This is a genomic window from Nonomuraea sp. NPDC050328 (assembly GCF_044459405.1).
Taxonomy (GTDB): domain Bacteria; phylum Actinomycetota; class Actinomycetes; order Streptosporangiales; family Streptosporangiaceae; genus Nonomuraea.
In genome coordinates this window covers 1,046,137-1,063,552 of the sequence record NZ_JBITIW010000001.1, presented here as the reverse complement: position 1 = coordinate 1,063,552, position 17,416 = coordinate 1,046,137, and the positions used below count along the sequence as shown (strand labels likewise).

Genomic DNA, 17,416 nt, shown 5'->3' with positions numbered 1-17,416 from the left:
ACCGCGTGCGGCTAGCGGGCCTCGGAGAGCAGCTTGGCCAGCCGGCTGACGCCCTCGGCCAGGTCGTCGTCGCCCAGCGCGTAGGACAGCCGGAAGTAGCCCGGCGTGCCGAACGCCTCGCCCGGCACCACCGCGACCTCGGCCTCCTCCAGCACCAGCTCGGCCAGCTCGGCGCTGGTCTGCGGGCGGCGGCCGCGCAGCTCCTTGCCGAGCAGCGCCTTGACCGACGGGTAGACGTAGAAGGCGCCCTCGGGCTCGGGGCACAACACGCCCGGGATCTCGTTGAGCATCCGGACCATCGTCCTGCGGCGGCGGTCGAAGGCGGTCTTCATCTCCTCGACCGCGTCCAGGTCGCCCCTCACCGCGGCCAGCGCGGCCACCTGGGCCACGTTGGAGACGTTGGAGGTGGCGTGGGACTGCAGGTTGGTGGCCGCCTTGACGACGTCCTTCGGGCCGATCAGCCAGCCCACCCGCCAGCCGGTCATCGCGTAGGTCTTGGCCACGCCGTTCAGGATCACCACGTGGTCGGCCGGGACGTGGTGCGCGATGCTGGTGAACTCGGCGTCGCCGTACACGAGGTGCTCGTAGATCTCGTCGGTGACGACCCACAGCCCGTGCTCGGTGGCCCAGCGGCCGATCGCCTCGACCTGCTCGCGCGAGTAGACCGCGCCGGTCGGGTTGGAGGGCGAGACGAACAGCAGCACCTTGGTGCGCTCGGTGCGGGCCGCCTCGAGCTGCTCGACCGTGGCCAGGTAGCCGCTGGTCTCGTCGGTGACCACGTCCACCTGCACGCCGCCGGCGAGCTTGATCGCCTCGGGGTAGGTGGTCCAGTACGGGGCCACCACCAGCACCTCGTCGCCCGGGTCGAGCAGCGTCGCGAAGGCCTCGTAGACCGCCTGCTTGCCGCCGTTGGTGACCAGCACCTGGTCGGCGGTGACCTCGACGCCGGAGTCGCGGCGCGTCTTGTCGGCGATCGCCTGCTTCAGCTCGGGCAGGCCGCCGGCCGGCGTGTACTTGTGGTTCTTGGGATCCTGCGCCGCCGCGACGGCCGCCTCGACGATGTAGCCGGGCGTGGGGAAGTCGGGCTCGCCGGCGCCGAAACCGATGACCGGCCGCCCTGCGGCCTTCATGGCCTTGGCCTTGGCGTCCACGGCCAGGGTCGCGGACTCCGAGATCGCGGAGATTCGTGCTGAGACACGGGGTCGGGTGGACATGCGCCCATGCTTTCACAGGCGGCTCCGCGGCTTTCACAGGCGGCTCGGCTGCTTTCACAGGCGGCTCCGCGCCCGATGAGCAGGGCGATCAGGTTCTGGTTCGACGTTTCGGTCAATCACCCGTACACTTTGGCCTCGGCTGAGCGTTCGCATGTCGTGACGCGCGAAGGTTCGGTCAGCGGCGGCAACCGGGTAGGCTGGTTGACGACATAGGGCAATGGCGCAATTGGTAGCGCTCCGGTCTCCAAAACCGGCGGTTGGGGGTTCGAGTCCCTCTTGCCCTGCGAGTTGCGGTCCGCGCATGAAGGCGTGAAAGCGCGCCGCGATGTGCTGGATACGACGACAGATTCAGGTGAGGACTGTGGCGATCGACACTCGCGGCGAGACCGCAGACAAGCCGAGTGGTGAGAAGAAGTCCAGGACTACTCCCGCGCTCTTCTACCGGCAGGTCGTCAACGAGCTCCGTAAGGTCATCTGGCCGACACGCAGAGACCTCGTCACCTACACGACGGTCGTTCTGGTATTCGTTCTGATCATGGTCGGGATCGTCTACGGGCTCGACTGGCTCTTCGGTGAGGGTGTCCTGCGCATCTTCGGCGGGAAGTGATCCCAGCACCGAACTGGTGCCGACATTCGCATTCGACGGAAGAGGAAGAGTCATCGTGTCCGAGTCTTCATTGCCGGCCGACGAGTCCCGGGAAGAGTGGGACGAGGAGACCGTCTCGGAAGAGACCACCGAGGACGCCGAGCTCTCCGCCGAGGATGCGGACGAGGACGTTTCCGAGGACGAGACCGACGCCGTTTCCGAGGACGAGGCTGACGCCGAGGACGAGGAAGAGGTCGAGGTCGACCCCGTCGAGGAGTTCAAGCAGTCGCTGCGCGGCCAGCCTGGTGAGTGGTACGTCATCCACTCCTACGCGGGTTACGAGAACCGGGTGAAGTCCAACATCGAGACCCGGACCGTCTCCCTCAACATGGAGGACTACATCTTCCAGACCGAGGTGCCGACGCAGACCCGCGACGAGTTCAAGAGCGGCAAGAAGGTCCCGGTCCGCGAGCGCGTGCTGCCCGGCTACGTCCTGGTCCGCATGGAGCTGACCGACGAGTCCTGGGCCGCCGTCCGCAACACCCCGGGCGTCACCGGCTTCGTCGGCCTGTCCAACAAGCCCAGCCCGCTGAGCCTCGACGACGTCGCCAAGCTGCTGGCTCCCGAGCCGAGCGCCGAGGTCAAGCAGGCCAAGGCCAAGGCCGCCGGCCCTTCGGTCGAGTTCGAGATCGGCGAGTCGGTCACCGTCATGGACGGCCCCTTCGCCACGCTTCCCGCGACGGTCAACGAGATCAGCCCCGAGTCGCAGAAGCTCAAGGTGCTGGTGTCGATCTTCGGTCGCGAGACCCCGGTCGAGCTTTCGTTTAACCAGGTCTCCAAGATCTGACATACACTAAGTCGTTCGGTCCCCGTCCCTCGCGAAGGGCGGGGTTCCGACATGTCTGGCCACATCCGTGGTACGGACTGCATCACCCAATCAGGACCCGGAGTAGGAAATGCCTCCGAAGAAGAAGATTGCCGCTCTGGTCAAGGTCCAGCTTCCCGCTGGCCAGGCCACCCCGGCGCCCCCCGTCGGTACCGCCCTCGGTCCGCACGGTGTCAACATCATGGACTTCGTCAAGCAGTACAACGCTGCGACGGAGGCCCAGCGGGGCAACATCATCCCCGTTGAGATCACCATCTACGAAGACCGCAGCTTCACCTTCGTCACCAAGACGCCGCCCGCGCCCAGGCTCATCCTGAAGGCGCTCGGCATCGACAAGGGCAGCGCGGTCCCGCACAAGGACAAGGTCGGCAAGCTCTCCCAGGAGCAGCTCACCCAGATCGCCGAGACCAAGATGCCCGACCTCAATGCCAACGACATCGAGGCCGCCAAGAAGATCATCGCCGGCACCGCCCGGTCGATGGGCATCACCGTCGCCGAGTAAGACCTGTCCGACCCCGTGGGAGGGCCACGCGCTGGCCCGGCACCACAGACTCCTCTTTCTGGAGATTCACATGAAGCGCAGCAAGGCGCACAAGGACGCGGCGGCCAAGGTCGACCGCAACAAGCTGTACTCGCCGGCCGAGGCCGCGAAGCTGGCCAAGGACACGGCCACCACCAAGTTCGACTCCACCGTGGAGGTCGCCCTCCGCCTCGGCGTCGACCCTCGCAAGGCGGACCAGATCGTGCGTGGCACGGTCAACCTTCCGCACGGCACCGGTAAGACCGCCCGGGTCCTGGTCTTCGCGACCGGTGACCGTGCCGAGGCCGCCCGCGAGGCGGGCGCCGACATCATCGGCGCCGACGAGCTGATCGACGAGATCGCCAAGGGCAACCGGCTCAACGAGTTCGACGCCGTCGTGGCCACCCCGGACCTCATGGGCAAGGTCGGCCGTCTCGGCCGCGTCCTCGGCCCGCGTGGTCTGATGCCGAACCCCAAGACCGGCACGGTGACCCCCGACGTGGCGAAGGCCGTCACCGAGATCAAGGGCGGAAAGATCGAGTTCCGCACCGACCGTCAGGCGAACCTTCACTTCATCATCGGCAAGACCTCCTTCGACGAGCGTCAGCTGATCGAGAACTACGCCGCCGCCCTCGACGAGGTGCTGCGTCTCAAGCCGTCCGCGGCGAAGGGGCGTTACCTGAAGAAGGTCACCTTCTCGACCACCATGGGCCCTGGCGTCCCGGTCGACCCCAACCTGGTGCGCGGCCTCACCGCCGAGCTCGAGGTCTGAGACCGCTAGGTCGTTTCACGAACCGCCCCGCCGGAGTCCTCCGGCGGGGCGGTTCTGTTTTGCGCTGGAAGTGAAGCGGCTGTGGGGTTCGCCCCCGGGTGGACGAGGATGAGGGCATGCGGACGCTTGTTCTAGGCGGTACCAGGTTCTTGTCCAGGGAGATCGCGCGGCAGGCTCGCGAGCGCGGTCACGAGGTGGTGTGTGCGGCTCGCGGCATGGCGGGGGATCCGCCGGCCGATGTCGAGTTCGTCCGGGTGGACCGGAGTCTCGACGACGGTCTCGCGGCGGTGCGGGGTGACTTCGACCTGGTGGTCGACGTCGCTCGCCAGCCGAGCCACGTACGGCGGGCCGTCACCGAGCTGGCCGGCCGGGTGGGGCACTGGACGTTCATCTCCTCCGCCAGCGTCTACCGCGACTTCGGCGTCGCCGACCAGAACGTCTTCGAGCCGCTGGCCGCCGACGCCGACGAGGCGGACCCGGCCAACTACGGACCCGCCAAGGTGGCCTGCGAGCAGCTCTTCGGGCCGGGCGCGTTGCTGGTGCGGGCCGGGCTGATCGTGGGGCCGGAAGACCTCTCCGACCGGTTCACCTACTGGGTCGAGCGGCTGGCGCGCGGAGGGCCCGTCCTGGCTCCGGGCTCGCCCGGCGATCTCGTGCAGCTCGTGGACGTGCGTGACCTGGCCGCCTGGTCGCTCGACGCCGCGCAGGCGAGGCTGGCCGGGCCGTACGACGGGATGTCGATGCCCTTCACGCGCGGGGAGCTGCTCGCGCAGATCGCCGCCGGGGTGGGGGTCGAGCCCGAGCTGGTGTGGGCCGACCAGGAGTTCCTGGTCGAGCAGAAGGTGGAGGCGTGGATGGGGCCGCGGTCGCTGCCGATGTGGGTGCCGCTGCCGGAGTACGCGGGCTTCATGGCTCGTGACACCTCGGCGACCATCGACGCCGGGCTGCGCATCCGGCCGGTCGCCGACAGCGCGCGCGACACGCTGACCTGGCTGCGCGAGTCTGGCCACGTGGTCAGCCGCTCGGGACTGACCGCCGAGGAGGAGGACGACCTGCTGTCCCTCCTCGGCGGCCGGGCTACCGGCTGAGGTGCTCGGCGAGGCGTTGCTGGTTGGCGGCCAGGCGCAGGCACAGGTCGCGGAAGGCGGTCAGCTCGTCGGGGGAGAAGCCCTGGAAGAGCGCGCGCATGGCGAGCTGCGCGGGCTTGCGGAAGGCGGCGATCCACTCCTGGCCGGCCGGGGTGATCTCGGCGAGCACCGCCCGCCGGTCGGCCGGGTCACCGGTACGGCGGGCCAGCCCGTCGCGCTCAAGGGTGTCGACCAGGCCGGTCACGTTGCGCGAGCTCACCCCGGCGGCGCGGGCCAGCTCACCGATGCCGACGCCACGGCCGGCCGTGTTGAGCCGTACCAGCAGGTCGAGTGCGCCGGCGCTGACCCCGCGGCCTTCCGAGCCGTGCGCGCGCAACCGTTCCACCGCGTGGTAGGCGGTGCGCACGGCTCCGCTGGTCTCCAAAGCGAGCAGGTCGGCGGGGGAGTCGGCGAGCCGGCTCATGGCCTCGCGGACGCGGGGGTCGAAGAGGGTGCCGTCGGGATCGCGGTCCAAAGTAGTTACGTCATTCATGGTAAGAAAATATATTAGTACGTGCTTCACGATCTACCCAGGGGTGACCCTGGGGTTTCCCTGAGATCCAGTCGGGCAGACGCCGAAAAGTGAATCCTCCACGTAGGGTCGAAAACATGGTGAAGCGCAGGATCATTCTCGCTGCCGCCGCGACAGGCGCTGCCGCGCTGTTCGCGGTGGCGGGTTGCGGTACGGCCACCCAGCCGCTCCAGGTGAACCTGGCGGCTTCGGAGGTGTTGCAGCAGGCCGCGCAGAAGACGCAGCAGGTGTCGAGCTACACGGTCGACGCCGTGGTGAACGTCACGCATCCGCAGCAGGGCGCCGGCAAGGTTCAGGGCCGGATGCTCTACCAGAGCCAGCCCGAGCTGGCCGTGGACGTGACCCTGGACACCGTGGACTTCGGCGGGCAGCAACTGCCCGGTGGGGTGCGCGCCGTCCTCAAGGGCGACACGGTCTACATCAAGGTCGAAGCCCTGAAGCAGATCATCAACTCGTCGAAGCCCTGGATCCAGGTCAAGCTGAACGAGGTCGGCCCGGCCGCCGAGGTGCAGAAGTACCTCGACCAGGTGCGCCAGTTCGATCTCGCCACGGTGACCAAGCTGGTGACGGCTTCCAAGGACGTGAAGTCGGTCGGCACGGAGACCGTCGACAACGTCGAGACCACGCACTACAGCGGCACGTTCCCGGTCGAGCTCGCGGTGCTGACGCTCCCCGCCGACCAGCAGGAGCGCGCGCGCCAGAACCTGGCCGAGCTGAAGGACGTGAAGTTCGACATCTGGGTCGCCGCCGACGGGCTGCCGCGCAAGCTGGCGCTCAACGGCTCGAAGGAGGGCGGGACGCTCGACGCCACGCTCTTCTTCAAGGGCTTCAACGAGCCGGTGACGATCACCCCGCCGCCGGCCGACCAGGTCGGCGACCTGCCGCAGGGCGGCCCCGCGACGGGCACCCCGGCACCGGCCTCGCCCGACACCTCGGCTCCGCCGGCCCCGGAGACCTCGGCGGTTCCGTCGCCGAGCGCCACCGGCTGACCGGTCCCGACAGCGCGGTAGCAAGGCGAACCAGTTCGGCGTCCGGCCTCGGCCGGGCGCCGATTTGGTTTCTTGACAGTCCTGCCCTATTCTGACTTGTGCCAAAGACCGCCGGTCGTCTTTCAGGTGTGTCCTGAGAGACCGAAGGTTCCACGTCAAGTGGACGGCCCGCGTAGGTGTGATGTGAGATTCCGCCCGGATTCCGGGTCGAGCCCCGCTGCGCCTGCGCACGGGGCGTTTTTCATGTCCGGCGGCACATCTGGAAGGAGGCCCATGGCGAGGGCGGATAAGGCGACAGCCGTTGCCGAGCTCAAGAGCGAGTTCGAGGGCAGCAGCGCCGCCGTTCTGACCGAGTACCGCGGTCTCACCGTCGCACAGCTCAAGCAGCTTCGTGTGGCGCTCGGTGGGAACGCGAAGTTCGCCGTGGCGAAGAACACTCTGACCAAGATCGCCGCCTCTGAGGCCGGCGTGACTGGTCTGGACGACCTCCTGGTCGGCCCGACCGCCGTCACCTTCGTTACCGGTGACGTCGTCGAGGCGGCCAAGGGTCTGCGCGACTTCGCCAAGGCCAATCCCCTTCTGGTGATCAAGGGCGGCTTCATGGAGGGCAAGGCCCTCAACGCCGCGGAGATCACCAAGCTCGCTGACCTTGAGTCCCGTGAGGTTCTCCTCGCGAAGCTGGCCGGTGCGATGAAGGCGAAGCAGTCCGCTGCTGCCGCCATGTTCGCCGCGCTGCCCACGCAGATGGCTCAGCTCGCGGACGCGCTGCGCGCCAAGCGCGAGCAGTCCGGCGAGTAATCCCCGGGGATTGCTGCAACTTTCACCCTTTAGTTAGTTCATTACGGAGGAAACATCATGGCGAAGCTCAGCACCGACGAGCTGCTCGACACTTTCAAGGAGATGACCCTCCTTGAGCTGTCCGAGTTCGTGAAGCTCTTCGAGGAGACCTTCGACGTCAAGGCTGCCGCCCCGGTCGCCGTCGCCGCCGCTGCCGGCCCCGCGGGCCCCGCTGCCGAAGAGGCCGCCGAGCAGGACGAGTTCGACGTCATCCTCGAGGCCGCCGGCGACAAGAAGATCCAGGTCATCAAGGAGATCCGCGCGCTGACCTCCCTCGGCCTGAAGGAGGCCAAGGACCTGGTCGACGGCGCTCCGAAGCCGGTCTTCGACGGCAAGGTCAACAAGGAGCAGGCGGAGAAGGCCAAGGCTGCCCTCGAGGGCGCCGGCGCGACCGTCTCCGTGAAGTAGTCCTTACTTCGCTTCGGAAAGGGAGCGGCCACACCCAGGTGCCGGGTGTGCCGCTCCTTTTTCATGTTTGTACGCTGTCGCGTCATGAATGAACTGGTGCGCGACTGGGTGATGGGCTGGGCGGCGTCGCGGTCGACCGAGACGCCGGTGGCGGAGCCGTGGGGCTGGCTCATGGAGGTGGGCGCGCCCGGGCAGGTGCGCCGGTTCGTGGTCACGGACCTGCCCTGGCTGGCCGAGCTGGTGCCGGGGGTGGACGAGCCCGGGACGTGGCTGAAGATGTTCGTGCCCGAGGCGGAGGCTGTGCCGTACCTGGTGCCGGGGTGGGAGGTCGCGCCGGCGGGCTACATGATGAGCACCCCGCTGGAGCGGGTGCCGGTGGCCGCGCGCGACGGGTACGAGGTCGAGATCGAGGACGCCGGGGCGGCCACGTTCGTGCGGGTGACGCACGGCGGCGAGCCCGCCGCCCGCGGGCAGTTCGGGCTGGCCGGCCCGGTCGCGGTGATGGACAAGGTCGAGACCGACCCCGCCCACCAGCGGCGCGGCCTCGGGACGCTGGTGATGCGCACGCTGCAGAACCACGCGATCGAGCGGGGCGCCCGCAAGGCGGTCCTGGGCGGCACCGAGGACGGCCGCGCGCTGTACGAGACGCTGGGCTGGCGAGTGGAGTCCCCGCTGACCTCGATCGTCTACAAGGGCTGAACCGATTCGCCGGATTTCCGTGGGACGGGGACGGTAGTGTGCTGGCCACGTTACCCCCTGTGAGCGGAAGGTGACCGGTGGGCGTCGAAGTCGTCGTGGAAGGGCTGACCAAGTCGTTCGGCCGGCAGGTCATCTGGTCGGACGTCTCGCTCACCCTTCCCGCCGGGGAGATCTCGGTGCTCCTCGGGCCGTCCGGCACCGGCAAGTCGGTCTTCCTCAAGACGCTGGTCGGGCTGCTGCGCCCCGACCGCGGGCACATCTGGATCGACGGGCACGACCTGGCCGCCTGCGGCGAGAGGAAGCTGTACGAGCTGCGCCGGCTGTTCGGGGTGCTGTTCCAGGACGGCGCGCTGTTCGGCTCGATGACCCTCTACGACAACATCGCCTTCCCGCTGCGCGAGCACACCCGCAAGAGCGAGGCGCAGATCCGCCGGATGGTGCTGGACAAGATCGAGCTGGTCGGCCTGATCGGCGCGGAGAACAAGCTGCCCGGTGAGATCTCCGGCGGGATGCGCAAGCGGGCCGGGCTGGCCCGGGCGCTGGTGCTCGATCCGGAGATCATCCTCTTCGACGAGCCCGACTCGGGGCTCGACCCGGTCCGCACCGCCTACCTGAACCAGCTCATCGTCGACCTCAACGCCGAGACCGGGGCGACCTTCCTGATCGTCACGCACGACATCAACACCGCCCGGACCGTGCCCGACGCCATCGGCCTGCTGTTCCGCCGCGAGCTGGTCATGTTCGGTCCGCGCGAGCAGCTCCTGTCCAGCCAGGAGCCGGCCGTACGGCAGTTCCTCAACGCGCGGCGGCATGGCCCGATCGGCATGTCGGAGGAGAAGGACGTCGCCGAACTGGCCGCGGAGGCCGAGCAGGGCCACGAGCCCGGCCCGCTGCCGCCGATCCCGCCGCAGCTCATGCCCACCGGAGGCCGGGTACGGCAGAGCATGCGAGCCCCGGGCGCGTGGCTGGCCGCCAACGGGATCGCCGCCCCGCCCGGCTCGTTCGTGGACGAGCGCGGGCGCAACTGGCTGCTGGACGGGGTCCACTAGCCCATGAGAGCCGTGCTGGTCGTCGGCGAGTTCGTCGCGCTCTCCCTCGACACCGCCAGAGCCGGGCTCAAGCGCCCGTTCCACTGGCGCGAGACGCTGCATCAGGCGTGGTTCATCGTCACGGTCAGCGCGTTGCCGACCGCGCTGGTGGCCATCCCGTTCGGCGCGGTCCTGGCCCTGCAGGCGGGCAACCTGATCCGCCAGTTCGGCGCCCAGTCCTTCACCGGCGCCACCGCCGTGCTCGGCATCGTCCGCGAGGCGGGACCCGTGGTGACCGCGCTGATGGTCGCCGGCGCGGCGGGCAGCGCCATCTGCGCCGACCTGGGCGCGCGCAAGATCCGGGAGGAGATCGACGCGCTGGAGGTGCTGGGCGTCGACCCGCTGCACCGGCTCGCCGTCCCCAGGGTGGTGGCCTGTGCGCTGGTCGCGCCCCTGCTCAACGGCCTGGTCACCACGGTCGGGCTGGTGGCCAGCTACCTGTTCAACGTCGTCGCGCAGGGCGGCTCGCCCGGCGCCTACCTGCAGTCCTTCACCGTGCTCGCCGAGCCCTCGGACCTGTGGGTCGCCGAGCTCAAGGCGCTGGTCTTCGGCGCGAGCGCCGGGCTGATCGCCACCTACAAGGGCCTGACCGCCAAGGGCGGCCCGAAAGGCGTCGGCGAGGCGGTCAACCAGACGGTGGTCTTCTCGGCGCTGGTGCTGTTCGCGGAGAACTTCTTGATCAGCGCGATCCACGCCCGGACGGCGGCATGAACGAGCTGAGCCGGCAGGGCGAGTTCTACGCACGGGCGCTGGCCGGCCTCCCGGCGTCCGCGCGCTACCGCAAGGAGGTCGTGCGGCTCCTGGCCGAGGTGAGCCTGGGCACCGGCGGGCTGGCGGTGGTCGGCGGCACGGTGACGATCGTCGCCTTCATGACCTTCTTCACCGGCACCGAGGTCGGCCTGCAGGGGTATGCCGCGCTCGACCAGATCGGCACCGCCGCCTTCACCGGCTTCCTGTCCAGCTACGTCAACACCCGCGAGATCGCCCCGCTGGTCGCCGCGATCGGGCTGTCGGCCACGGTCGGCTCGGGCTTCACCGCGCAGCTCGGCGCGATGCGGATCAGCGACGAGATCGACGCGCTGGAGGTGATGGGCGTGCCCGCCCGGCCCTTCCTGGTGGGCACCCGGCTGATCGCCGGATTCGCCGCGATCATCCCGCTGTACGTGCTGGGCCTGCTGGCGTCCTACACCGCGACCAAGCTGATCGCGACCCGCTTCCACGACCAGTCGGCCGGCACCTACGAGCACTACTTCGAGCTCTTCCTCGTGCCCTACGACGTGCTGTGGTCCTTCGGCAAGGTGCTGATCTTCTCGGTGCTGGTCATCCTGATCCACTGCTACTACGGCTTCCACGCCTCCGGCGGCCCGGCCGGCGTGGGGGTGGCGGTGGGGCGGGCCGTACGGACCGCGCTGGTGGCGGTGAACGTGGCCAACGTCCTGCTCGGGCTGGCCATCTGGGGGACCACCACGACCGTGCGGGTGGCCGGATGAGACAGCACGTGTACGGCATCGCGCTGGCGACCGTCATCGCGGCCTTCGCCACCGGCACGATCGCGGTGTACGGCAAGGCCTTCTCCTCGGCGACCGAGGTGGTCCTCCGCACGCCGCGCGCCGGGCTGCAACTGGGTCCCCGGGCGGACGTGAAGGTCAGGGGCGTGCTGGTCGGCGAGGTGAGCGCGGTCACCGCCACCCCCGACGGCGCCGACCTGGTGCTCGCGCTCGACCACCCGGTGGACCACGCCTCGACGGCGAGCCTGCGGCCCAAGACGTTGTTCGGCGAGAAGTACGTCGAGCTCACCCCGCCCGGCCGCCCGACCCGGCCGCTTCGCGAGGGCGAGACGATCACCGCCGCGAGCGCGCCCGTCGAGACCGGCCAGGTCCTCGACCGGCTCCTGCCGCTGCTGCGCGAGATCCACCCCGAACGGCTCAACGCCGCGCTCACCTCGCTGGCCACCGCGCTCGACAACCGGGGCGCACGGATCGGCGGCACGCTCGACCAGGCCGACGGCTACCTCCAGACCCTCGCGCCGCACCTCCCGGCGCTCCAGCGCGACCTCAGCCTGCTGGCCGACGTGGTCGAGCAGTACGGCGACGCCGCCCCCGACCTGCTGCGTTCCCTCGCCCACGGGGCGAAGCTGAGCGACGTGCTGACCGGGAACGAGGAGCAGCTCGACCGGCTCGGGACCGGCCTGACCCGCGCCACGGGCCAGCTCGACCGGCTGCTCACCGAGAACGAGACCGGCCTGGCCGGGTTGCAGCACGTGTGGCGGCCGACGCTGGCGCTCGCGGCCCGTCACTCGGTCACCGTGCCCTGCGTCTTCCAGGGCATCGAGCGGCTGCAGCCGCGCCTCGACCGGGCCTTCGCCGGCGGGCGGCTGCGGGCGGTCATCGAGCTCGTCCGGCCGCGCCCGCCGTACCGGCCGGGGCGGGACGAGCCGCAGTACGCCGACCGGCGCGCGCCGAGCTGTCACGGCCTGCCGGGACGGGTGCCGGTGCCCTTCCCCGAACCGCGCTTCGCCGACGGGAGCCGGCGGTGAACCGGGCGGGCGGCACGCTCGTCGTGGCGCTGAAGCTGGGGCTGTTCGTGCTGCTGACCACCGCGTGCGTGGCGACGCTCGCCGTCACCATCTCGGGCGTGCGGTTCGTGGCCGCCACGACCTACCGCGCGGTGTTCACCGACGCGGGCGGCATCGCGCCGGGGGACGAGGTGCGCATCGCCGGCGTGCGGGTCGGCCGCGTCGAGACCGTCGCACTCGACGCGCGGGCCCGCGCCGAGATCGCCTTCACCGTCCAGGAACGTCACCGGCTGCCCAGCGGGGTGGTCGCCGCGATCCGCTGGCGCGACCTGGCCGGCGGGCGCTACCTGGCCCTGTCCACCGGCCGGGGCGGACCCGGCCACCTCCCGCCGGAACGGCCGATCACCGACACCCGGCCCGCGCTGGACGTGCACGCGCTGTTCAACGGCTTCCGCCCGCTCCTGCGCGCGGTCGACCCCACGCAGGTCAACCGGCTGAGCTGGGAGATCGTCCAGGTGCTGCAGGGCGAGGGCGGGACGGTGGAGAGCCTGCTCGGCCACATCGGCTCGCTCACCGGCACGCTGGCCGACCGCGACGCCGTCATCGGCCGCGTGATCGACAACCTGACCGTCGTGCTGGGCGAGGTCGCCGGCCGGGAGCAGCAGTACGGCAAGCTCGTCGACGACCTGCACGCGCTGGTCGGCGGCCTGGCCGGCGACCGGAAGGCGATCGGCGGCGCGCTGGAGTCGCTCGACCGGCTCACCGGGGTCACCGCGGGCTTCCTCGGCCGGGCCCGGCCCGACGTCAAGGCCGGTCTCGCGCACGCCGGGAACGTCCTGGAGCGGCTCGACGCCGACAGCGAGCTGGTCGAGCGGGCCATCCGGGAGCTGCCATTGCGGCTCAACCAGCTCACCCGGGCCTCCGCCTACGGCTCGTGGTTCAACTTCTACCTCTGCTCGCTCCAGGCCCCGCCGGCCGGAGTGCGGGCCGGGAACGCGAGCGCCCGATGTTCCGCCGGCTGAACCCGCGCCCGCTCGGCCTGGCCGCGCTCGCCGTCGCGGCGGCGCTGGTGGCGGCGGCGCTCGGGCTCGGGAACTGGGCGGGCGGCTCGCCGTACACCGCCTACTTCGCCGAGTCGGCGGGGCTCAGGGCAGGGGAGCCGGTGCTGGTCGCCGGGGTGCGGGTGGGCTCGGTGCGCGCGGTCGAGCTCGACGGGGCGCGGGTGCGGGTGGACTTCCGCGCCGAGGGGGTGCGGCTGGGGTCGCTGACCCGGGCGCACATCCGGCCGGTCACGTTGCTCGGCGCGCACGCGCTGGTCCTCGAACCCGCCGGGCCCGGCGGGCTTGCCGCGCCCATCCCGATCGCGCGCACCAGCGTGCCGTACGAGCTGATGCCGGCGGTCGGCGACCTGGCCCGCACGGCCGCGAAGATCGACCCGGTGGCGCTGGAACGGGCGATGCGAGCGGTCAGCCAGACCCTCGACGGCTCCTCGGCCGAGATCGCCGCCGCGCTGATCGGCCTGAGCCGCCTGTCCCGCACGGTCGCCGAGCGCGACGACCGGCTGCGGGAGCTGGTACGGCGAGGCCGCACGGTCACGAGCCTGGCCGCCGGGCGCACCGACCGGCTGCGCGACCTGGCCCGCGACGGCGACCTGCTGCTGCGCGAGCTCACCCACCGGCGCGCGGTCATCCACAGCCTGTTGACGAACACGCTCGCCCTGGCCGAGGAGGTGGACGGCCTGATCGCCGACAACCGGGCCGAACTCGCGCCCGCGCTGCGCGACCTGCGCCGCCTGGCCGCGCTGCTGCGCCGCAACGAGGCCGACCTCGACCGCTCGCTGAAGCTGCTGGTGCCCTTCACCCGGCAGTTCACCGACGTGACCGGCAACGGGCCGTGGTTCGACGCGATCATCCAGAACCTCGTGCCGTTGCCGGTCGCGCTGGAGCCGGACGCGACGCTCGGCGGACTGGTGCGATGAGGGCGGCCCTGGCGCTGGCGGCGCTCCTGACCGCCGCCGGCTGCGGATTCCAGGGCGTGGCGTCGCTGCCGCTGCCCGGCGGGGCCGACCTGGGCCCTAGGCCCCGCGAGGTCACGATCGAGTTCGCCGACGCCCTGGACCTGGTGCCGCGCTCCTCGTGCAAGGTCAACGACGTCACCGTGGGCGAGGTCGTCTCGGTCGAGCTGTCGGCGAGCTGGCATGCCGAGGTGGTCTGCGCGGTGCGCGGCCAGGTCGGCCTGCCCGTCGACAGCACCGCGGCCATCGCCCAGACCAGCCTGCTGGGTGAGAAGTACGTCCGCCTGGAGCCCGCGGGCCAGGGGCCGCCCGCCACCCGCATCCCGCTGGCGGCCACGACCGCCACCGCCGAGGTCGAGCAGGTGCTCGCCGCCGCCTCGACGGTGCTCAACGGCGGCGGGCTGGAGCAGCTCGCGACCATCAACGCCGAGCTGAACCAGGTGCTCGGCGGGCGCGCCACCCGGGTGCGCGGGCTGCTGCGGCGGCTCGACACCTTCGCCGCCGCGCTCGACGGCTCGAAAGGGGAGATCGTCCGGCTGCTCGACGGGCTCGACCGGCTGGCGGCCACGCTCGCCGCGCAGAAGCGGACGATCGCCGACGTGGCCACCCGCATCGGCCCGGCCGTGTCGCAGCTCCGGCGGCAGCGCGCCGAGCTCACCGGCCTGCTGCGCGGCCTCGACCGGCTCGGCCGGACCGCCACGCGGGTGCTGGAACGCTCGCAGGAGGACACCCTGGCCAACCTCCGTGACCTGCGCACCGTGCTGGCCGACCTCGACCGCGCCGGGAGCAGCCTGGCCCGGGGGCTCGGGACGGCGCTCACCTTCCCGTTCCCGCCGTCGGCGACCGGCCTGCTCAGGGGCGACTACGGGAACGTGGACGTCACCCTCGACCTCTCGCCCGGCACCACCCTGGAGAACATCCGATGAACCGGCTCAAGCTGCTGCTCCTGGCGCTCGTCACGGTGGCGGCGGGCGCGTACACCGCGGTGGAGTACGCCGAGCTGGTGCCTCGCGGCTACCGAGTGGGGGTGGAGCTCGCCGAGGCGGGCGGGCTGTACGAGCGGGCCGAGGTGACCTACCGGGGGGTTCCGGTCGGGCGGGTGGAGGCGCTGGAGGTGACCGCAGACGGGGTGCGCGCGACGCTGCGGCTGGAGGCGCCGGTGCCGAAGGCGGGCGTGCGGGCGGTCGTCGCCAACCGGTCGGGGGTGGGGGAGCAGTACCTCGACCTGCAGCCCACGGGGGCGGCTCCGCCGTACCTGGAGGAGGGGGCGGTGATCGGGCGCGAGCGCACGCGGCTTCCGGTCAGCACCGCGAAGCTGCTGGGCGACGCCGAGGCGCTGCTGGCGTCGGTGGATCCGGACGACGTCGGCACGGTCGTCACCGAGCTGGAGCGGGCGATCGGCGGGCCGGAGCTGAGGCGGCTGATCGAGGCGGGTTCGGAGGTGGTGGACGCGGCGGCGGAGGTGGCGCCGGAGACGGTCGCGCTGATCCGCGACGGCGAGACGGTGCTGGAGACGCAGCGGGGTTTCGGCTGGAAAGAGTTCTCGCGTGACCTGGCCGAATTCACCGAGGCGGTGGAAACCGGAGCGGTGAATAGCGTCATTGATGGCGCTGTGTCGGTTTCTCCGCCGGTGGCTGGAATGGTGGACGACGTGCAGCCATTCTTGCGGCCATTGGTGCGGAATGCGGTGATCGGTGGACAGGTGTTTTCTGCCCAGGAGAGTGCTTTGCGGCAATTGTTGCTCGGGTATCCGGCGGGGGTCGCCGGGGCCTTCACCGTCGTCGGCGAGGACGGGCTGCATTTCGGTCTCAACCTGAACCTCAACGTGCCTCCGCCGTGCAAGGAGGGGTACGGCACGCCGTGGCGCCGCCCCCAGGACCTCTCGGTACGGCCTGCCGTACCCGACAGCCACTGCCGGGCGCCGGCGGGTGGGGCGACCGGGGTGCGTGGTGCGAGGAATGTGCCCGAAGCGGGCCCCACGCCCGGGATTCCAGGGTTGCGGGAGTGGCTGGGCGATTATGATCCCGTGACATGGCCCGACGGCTCCTGATCCCCGTGCTGGCGGTGCTGGTCGCGCTGCTGGGCGGAGCCGCGCTCTGGATCGGCGGGCAGGCGCGCGAGGCCCACGCCCGCGCCGACGACCGGCAGGCCGCGCTCGACGCGGCGGGCACGCACGCCATGAACCTGCTGGCGCTCAACCACTCGACCATCGACGCCGACATCAAGCGCATCCTGGACACCTCGACCGGAGCGGCCCGCACGGAGTTCTCGGCCAACGCGGCCCGGCTGAAGGAGACCACGCTGGCCAACAAGGTGGTGCAGACCGGGGTGCTCCGGGCGAGCGGCGTGGAGACCATCACCTCCGGTGAAGCCTCGGTCCTGGTGGTGGCGGATGCCGACATCCGCTGGGAGGGCTCCAAAGCCCCGCCGGAGAAGCGGCGCTTCCGCTGGGCCATGCAGCTCACGAAGATCGGCTCGGGCTGGCTGGTCTCCAAGGTGGTGCAGGTCTTGTGAGATGGGTCCTCACGGGGGTGCTCGGGCTGGCCGCGCTGGCGCTGGCCGCGGCGGTGCTGGTCATGGGCCTCGACCTGCGGCGGCTCGACCAGGCGGAGGCGGCGGGCAAGGAGGCGCTCGCCGCCGCGCGGGCGGTCGCACCGGACCTGCTGTCCTACAACTACCGGACCATCGAGCAGGACCTGGAGCGCGCCGCCGAGCACACCACGGGCGAGCTCACCAAGCACTACCGCGAGCTGCGCAACGGGCCCTTCGCCGGCCAGCGGCGCGCCGAGCAGAAGGTCCAGCAGACGACCGTCGTGCGCGCCGCCGTGGAGCGCGCCGGGCCCGACCGGGTGGAGGTGCTCGTCTTCGTGGACATGGGCATCGCGACCGGAGGCCGCCAGGAGTTCCGACAGAACCGGGCGCGGCTGGTCATGGTGCGCGAGGACGCCCGCTGGCTGGTCGCGGAGCTGTCCACGCTGATCGGCAAGGCCTGAGACACGGGCGCGTCGCGTACTGCAATTGTTATTAAAATCGAGGTTTGGCGAAGCCTTCGCCGCGGGTAGATCAGTCACAGTTCCACCGGGGTTCCACCTTGGGTGTGACGCTGCGTTAGCCGACTCCGATCGCGGGTATCGTCTGGGGCCTGACGGTAGGCGTAGTGTCACTCAGGGAAGAAATCCCAGCGTCCAGGGCATGAAACACGCGAAAGTCGGGCTCACGGGCTTGACGT

At 70.7% G+C, this 17,416-nt stretch carries 21 protein-coding genes and 1 tRNA gene; 20 read left to right on the top strand and 2 right to left on the bottom strand.

The window, feature by feature from the left end; all coding sequences use genetic code 11:
* Positions 1-11: 11 nt before the first annotated feature.
* A complete protein-coding gene (locus ACIBG7_RS04905) occupies positions 12-1,214 on the bottom strand; it encodes a pyridoxal phosphate-dependent aminotransferase (protein ID WP_357915675.1) in 1,203 nt (400 codons plus the stop codon).
* Between the two features lie 211 nt (positions 1,215-1,425).
* Between ACIBG7_RS04905 and ACIBG7_RS04900 the strand changes: the two genes are divergently transcribed.
* The 6 genes from ACIBG7_RS04900 (at position 1,426) to ACIBG7_RS04875 (ending at position 5,066) form a co-directional block, all read left to right on the top strand.
* Positions 1,426-1,498, top strand: a tRNA-Trp gene (locus ACIBG7_RS04900).
* A 77-nt stretch (positions 1,499-1,575) separates the two neighbouring features.
* A complete protein-coding gene (gene secE / locus ACIBG7_RS04895; RefSeq protein ID WP_357915678.1) occupies positions 1,576-1,821 on the top strand; it encodes a preprotein translocase subunit SecE in 246 nt (81 codons plus the stop codon).
* Between the two features lie 55 nt (positions 1,822-1,876).
* Entirely contained in the window at positions 1,877-2,647 is a 771-nt protein-coding gene (gene nusG / locus ACIBG7_RS04890; protein ID WP_357915681.1) for a transcription termination/antitermination protein NusG, read from the top strand.
* Between the two features lie 109 nt (positions 2,648-2,756).
* On the top strand, positions 2,757-3,188 hold the full coding sequence (rplK, locus tag ACIBG7_RS04885) for a 50S ribosomal protein L11 (protein ID WP_357915684.1): 432 nt from the start codon (positions 2,757-2,759) through the stop codon (positions 3,186-3,188).
* 70 nt (positions 3,189-3,258) lie between these two features.
* Complete coding sequence (rplA, locus tag ACIBG7_RS04880) at positions 3,259-3,978, top strand: 50S ribosomal protein L1 (protein ID WP_357915687.1); 720 nt, start codon at positions 3,259-3,261, stop codon at positions 3,976-3,978.
* 149 nt (positions 3,979-4,127) lie between these two features.
* Entirely contained in the window at positions 4,128-5,066 is a 939-nt protein-coding gene (locus ACIBG7_RS04875; protein WP_397335186.1) for an epimerase, read from the top strand.
* Here the strand turns inward: ACIBG7_RS04875 and ACIBG7_RS04870 are convergent.
* The gene (locus tag ACIBG7_RS04870; RefSeq protein WP_397335185.1) at positions 5,056-5,598 is read right to left on the bottom strand and encodes a MarR family winged helix-turn-helix transcriptional regulator; all 543 of its coding nucleotides are present in this window, start codon (positions 5,596-5,598) and stop codon (positions 5,056-5,058) included. The genes ACIBG7_RS04875 and ACIBG7_RS04870 overlap by 11 nt on opposite strands.
* Positions 5,599-5,714: 116 nt before the next feature.
* On the opposite strand from ACIBG7_RS04870, the gene ACIBG7_RS04865 reads away from it, so the two are divergent.
* The 14 genes from ACIBG7_RS04865 (at position 5,715) to ACIBG7_RS04800 (ending at position 17,180) form a co-directional block, all read left to right on the top strand.
* Complete coding sequence (locus ACIBG7_RS04865; protein WP_397335184.1) at positions 5,715-6,626, top strand: DUF1396 domain-containing protein; 912 nt, start codon at positions 5,715-5,717, stop codon at positions 6,624-6,626.
* Positions 6,627-6,899: 273 nt separating this feature from the next.
* Positions 6,900-7,424, top strand: coding sequence for a 50S ribosomal protein L10 (gene rplJ / locus ACIBG7_RS04860; RefSeq protein ID WP_357915699.1), 525 nt, complete (start codon positions 6,900-6,902; stop codon positions 7,422-7,424).
* A 57-nt stretch (positions 7,425-7,481) separates the two neighbouring features.
* Positions 7,482-7,871, top strand: a complete 390-nt coding sequence (gene rplL, locus ACIBG7_RS04855; protein ID WP_357915702.1) for a 50S ribosomal protein L7/L12 — start codon at positions 7,482-7,484, stop codon at positions 7,869-7,871.
* Between the two features lie 84 nt (positions 7,872-7,955).
* A complete protein-coding gene (locus ACIBG7_RS04850) occupies positions 7,956-8,570 on the top strand; it encodes a GNAT family N-acetyltransferase (protein ID WP_397335183.1) in 615 nt (204 codons plus the stop codon).
* Positions 8,571-8,647: 77 nt separating this feature from the next.
* Positions 8,648-9,619: an ABC transporter ATP-binding protein gene (locus tag ACIBG7_RS04845; protein ID WP_397335182.1), complete on the top strand. Its 972-nt coding sequence runs from the start codon at positions 8,648-8,650 to the stop codon at positions 9,617-9,619.
* A gap of 3 nt (positions 9,620-9,622) precedes the next feature.
* Complete coding sequence (locus tag ACIBG7_RS04840; protein WP_397335181.1) at positions 9,623-10,369, top strand: MlaE family ABC transporter permease; 747 nt, start codon at positions 9,623-9,625, stop codon at positions 10,367-10,369.
* Positions 10,366-11,148, top strand: a complete 783-nt coding sequence (locus ACIBG7_RS04835; RefSeq protein WP_397335180.1) for an MlaE family ABC transporter permease — start codon at positions 10,366-10,368, stop codon at positions 11,146-11,148. Before ACIBG7_RS04840 ends, ACIBG7_RS04835 begins: the two co-directional genes overlap by 4 nt.
* Positions 11,145-12,194 (top strand): MCE family protein, encoded by a 1,050-nt coding sequence (locus ACIBG7_RS04830; RefSeq protein ID WP_397335179.1) that lies wholly within the window; start codon positions 11,145-11,147, stop codon positions 12,192-12,194. Before ACIBG7_RS04835 ends, ACIBG7_RS04830 begins: the two co-directional genes overlap by 4 nt.
* Complete coding sequence (locus ACIBG7_RS04825) at positions 12,191-13,195, top strand: MCE family protein (RefSeq protein ID WP_397335178.1); 1,005 nt, start codon at positions 12,191-12,193, stop codon at positions 13,193-13,195. Before ACIBG7_RS04830 ends, ACIBG7_RS04825 begins: the two co-directional genes overlap by 4 nt.
* Entirely contained in the window at positions 13,180-14,151 is a 972-nt protein-coding gene (locus ACIBG7_RS04820) for an MCE family protein (RefSeq protein ID WP_397335177.1), read from the top strand. The genes ACIBG7_RS04825 and ACIBG7_RS04820 overlap by 16 nt, the downstream gene beginning before the upstream one ends.
* Positions 14,148-15,113, top strand: a complete 966-nt coding sequence (locus tag ACIBG7_RS04815) for an MCE family protein (RefSeq protein WP_397335176.1) — start codon at positions 14,148-14,150, stop codon at positions 15,111-15,113. The genes ACIBG7_RS04820 and ACIBG7_RS04815 overlap by 4 nt, the downstream gene beginning before the upstream one ends.
* Positions 15,110-16,237 carry an MlaD family protein gene (locus ACIBG7_RS04810; protein ID WP_397335175.1) on the top strand — a complete coding sequence of 376 codons (1,128 nt, stop codon included), beginning with the start codon at positions 15,110-15,112 and terminating at the stop codon, positions 16,235-16,237. Before ACIBG7_RS04815 ends, ACIBG7_RS04810 begins: the two co-directional genes overlap by 4 nt.
* Complete coding sequence (locus tag ACIBG7_RS04805) at positions 16,219-16,701, top strand: hypothetical protein (RefSeq protein ID WP_357915732.1); 483 nt, start codon at positions 16,219-16,221, stop codon at positions 16,699-16,701. Before ACIBG7_RS04810 ends, ACIBG7_RS04805 begins: the two co-directional genes overlap by 19 nt.
* The gene (locus ACIBG7_RS04800) at positions 16,698-17,180 is read left to right on the top strand and encodes a hypothetical protein (protein ID WP_357915735.1); all 483 of its coding nucleotides are present in this window, start codon (positions 16,698-16,700) and stop codon (positions 17,178-17,180) included. Before ACIBG7_RS04805 ends, ACIBG7_RS04800 begins: the two co-directional genes overlap by 4 nt.
* Positions 17,181-17,416 lie beyond the last annotated feature (236 nt).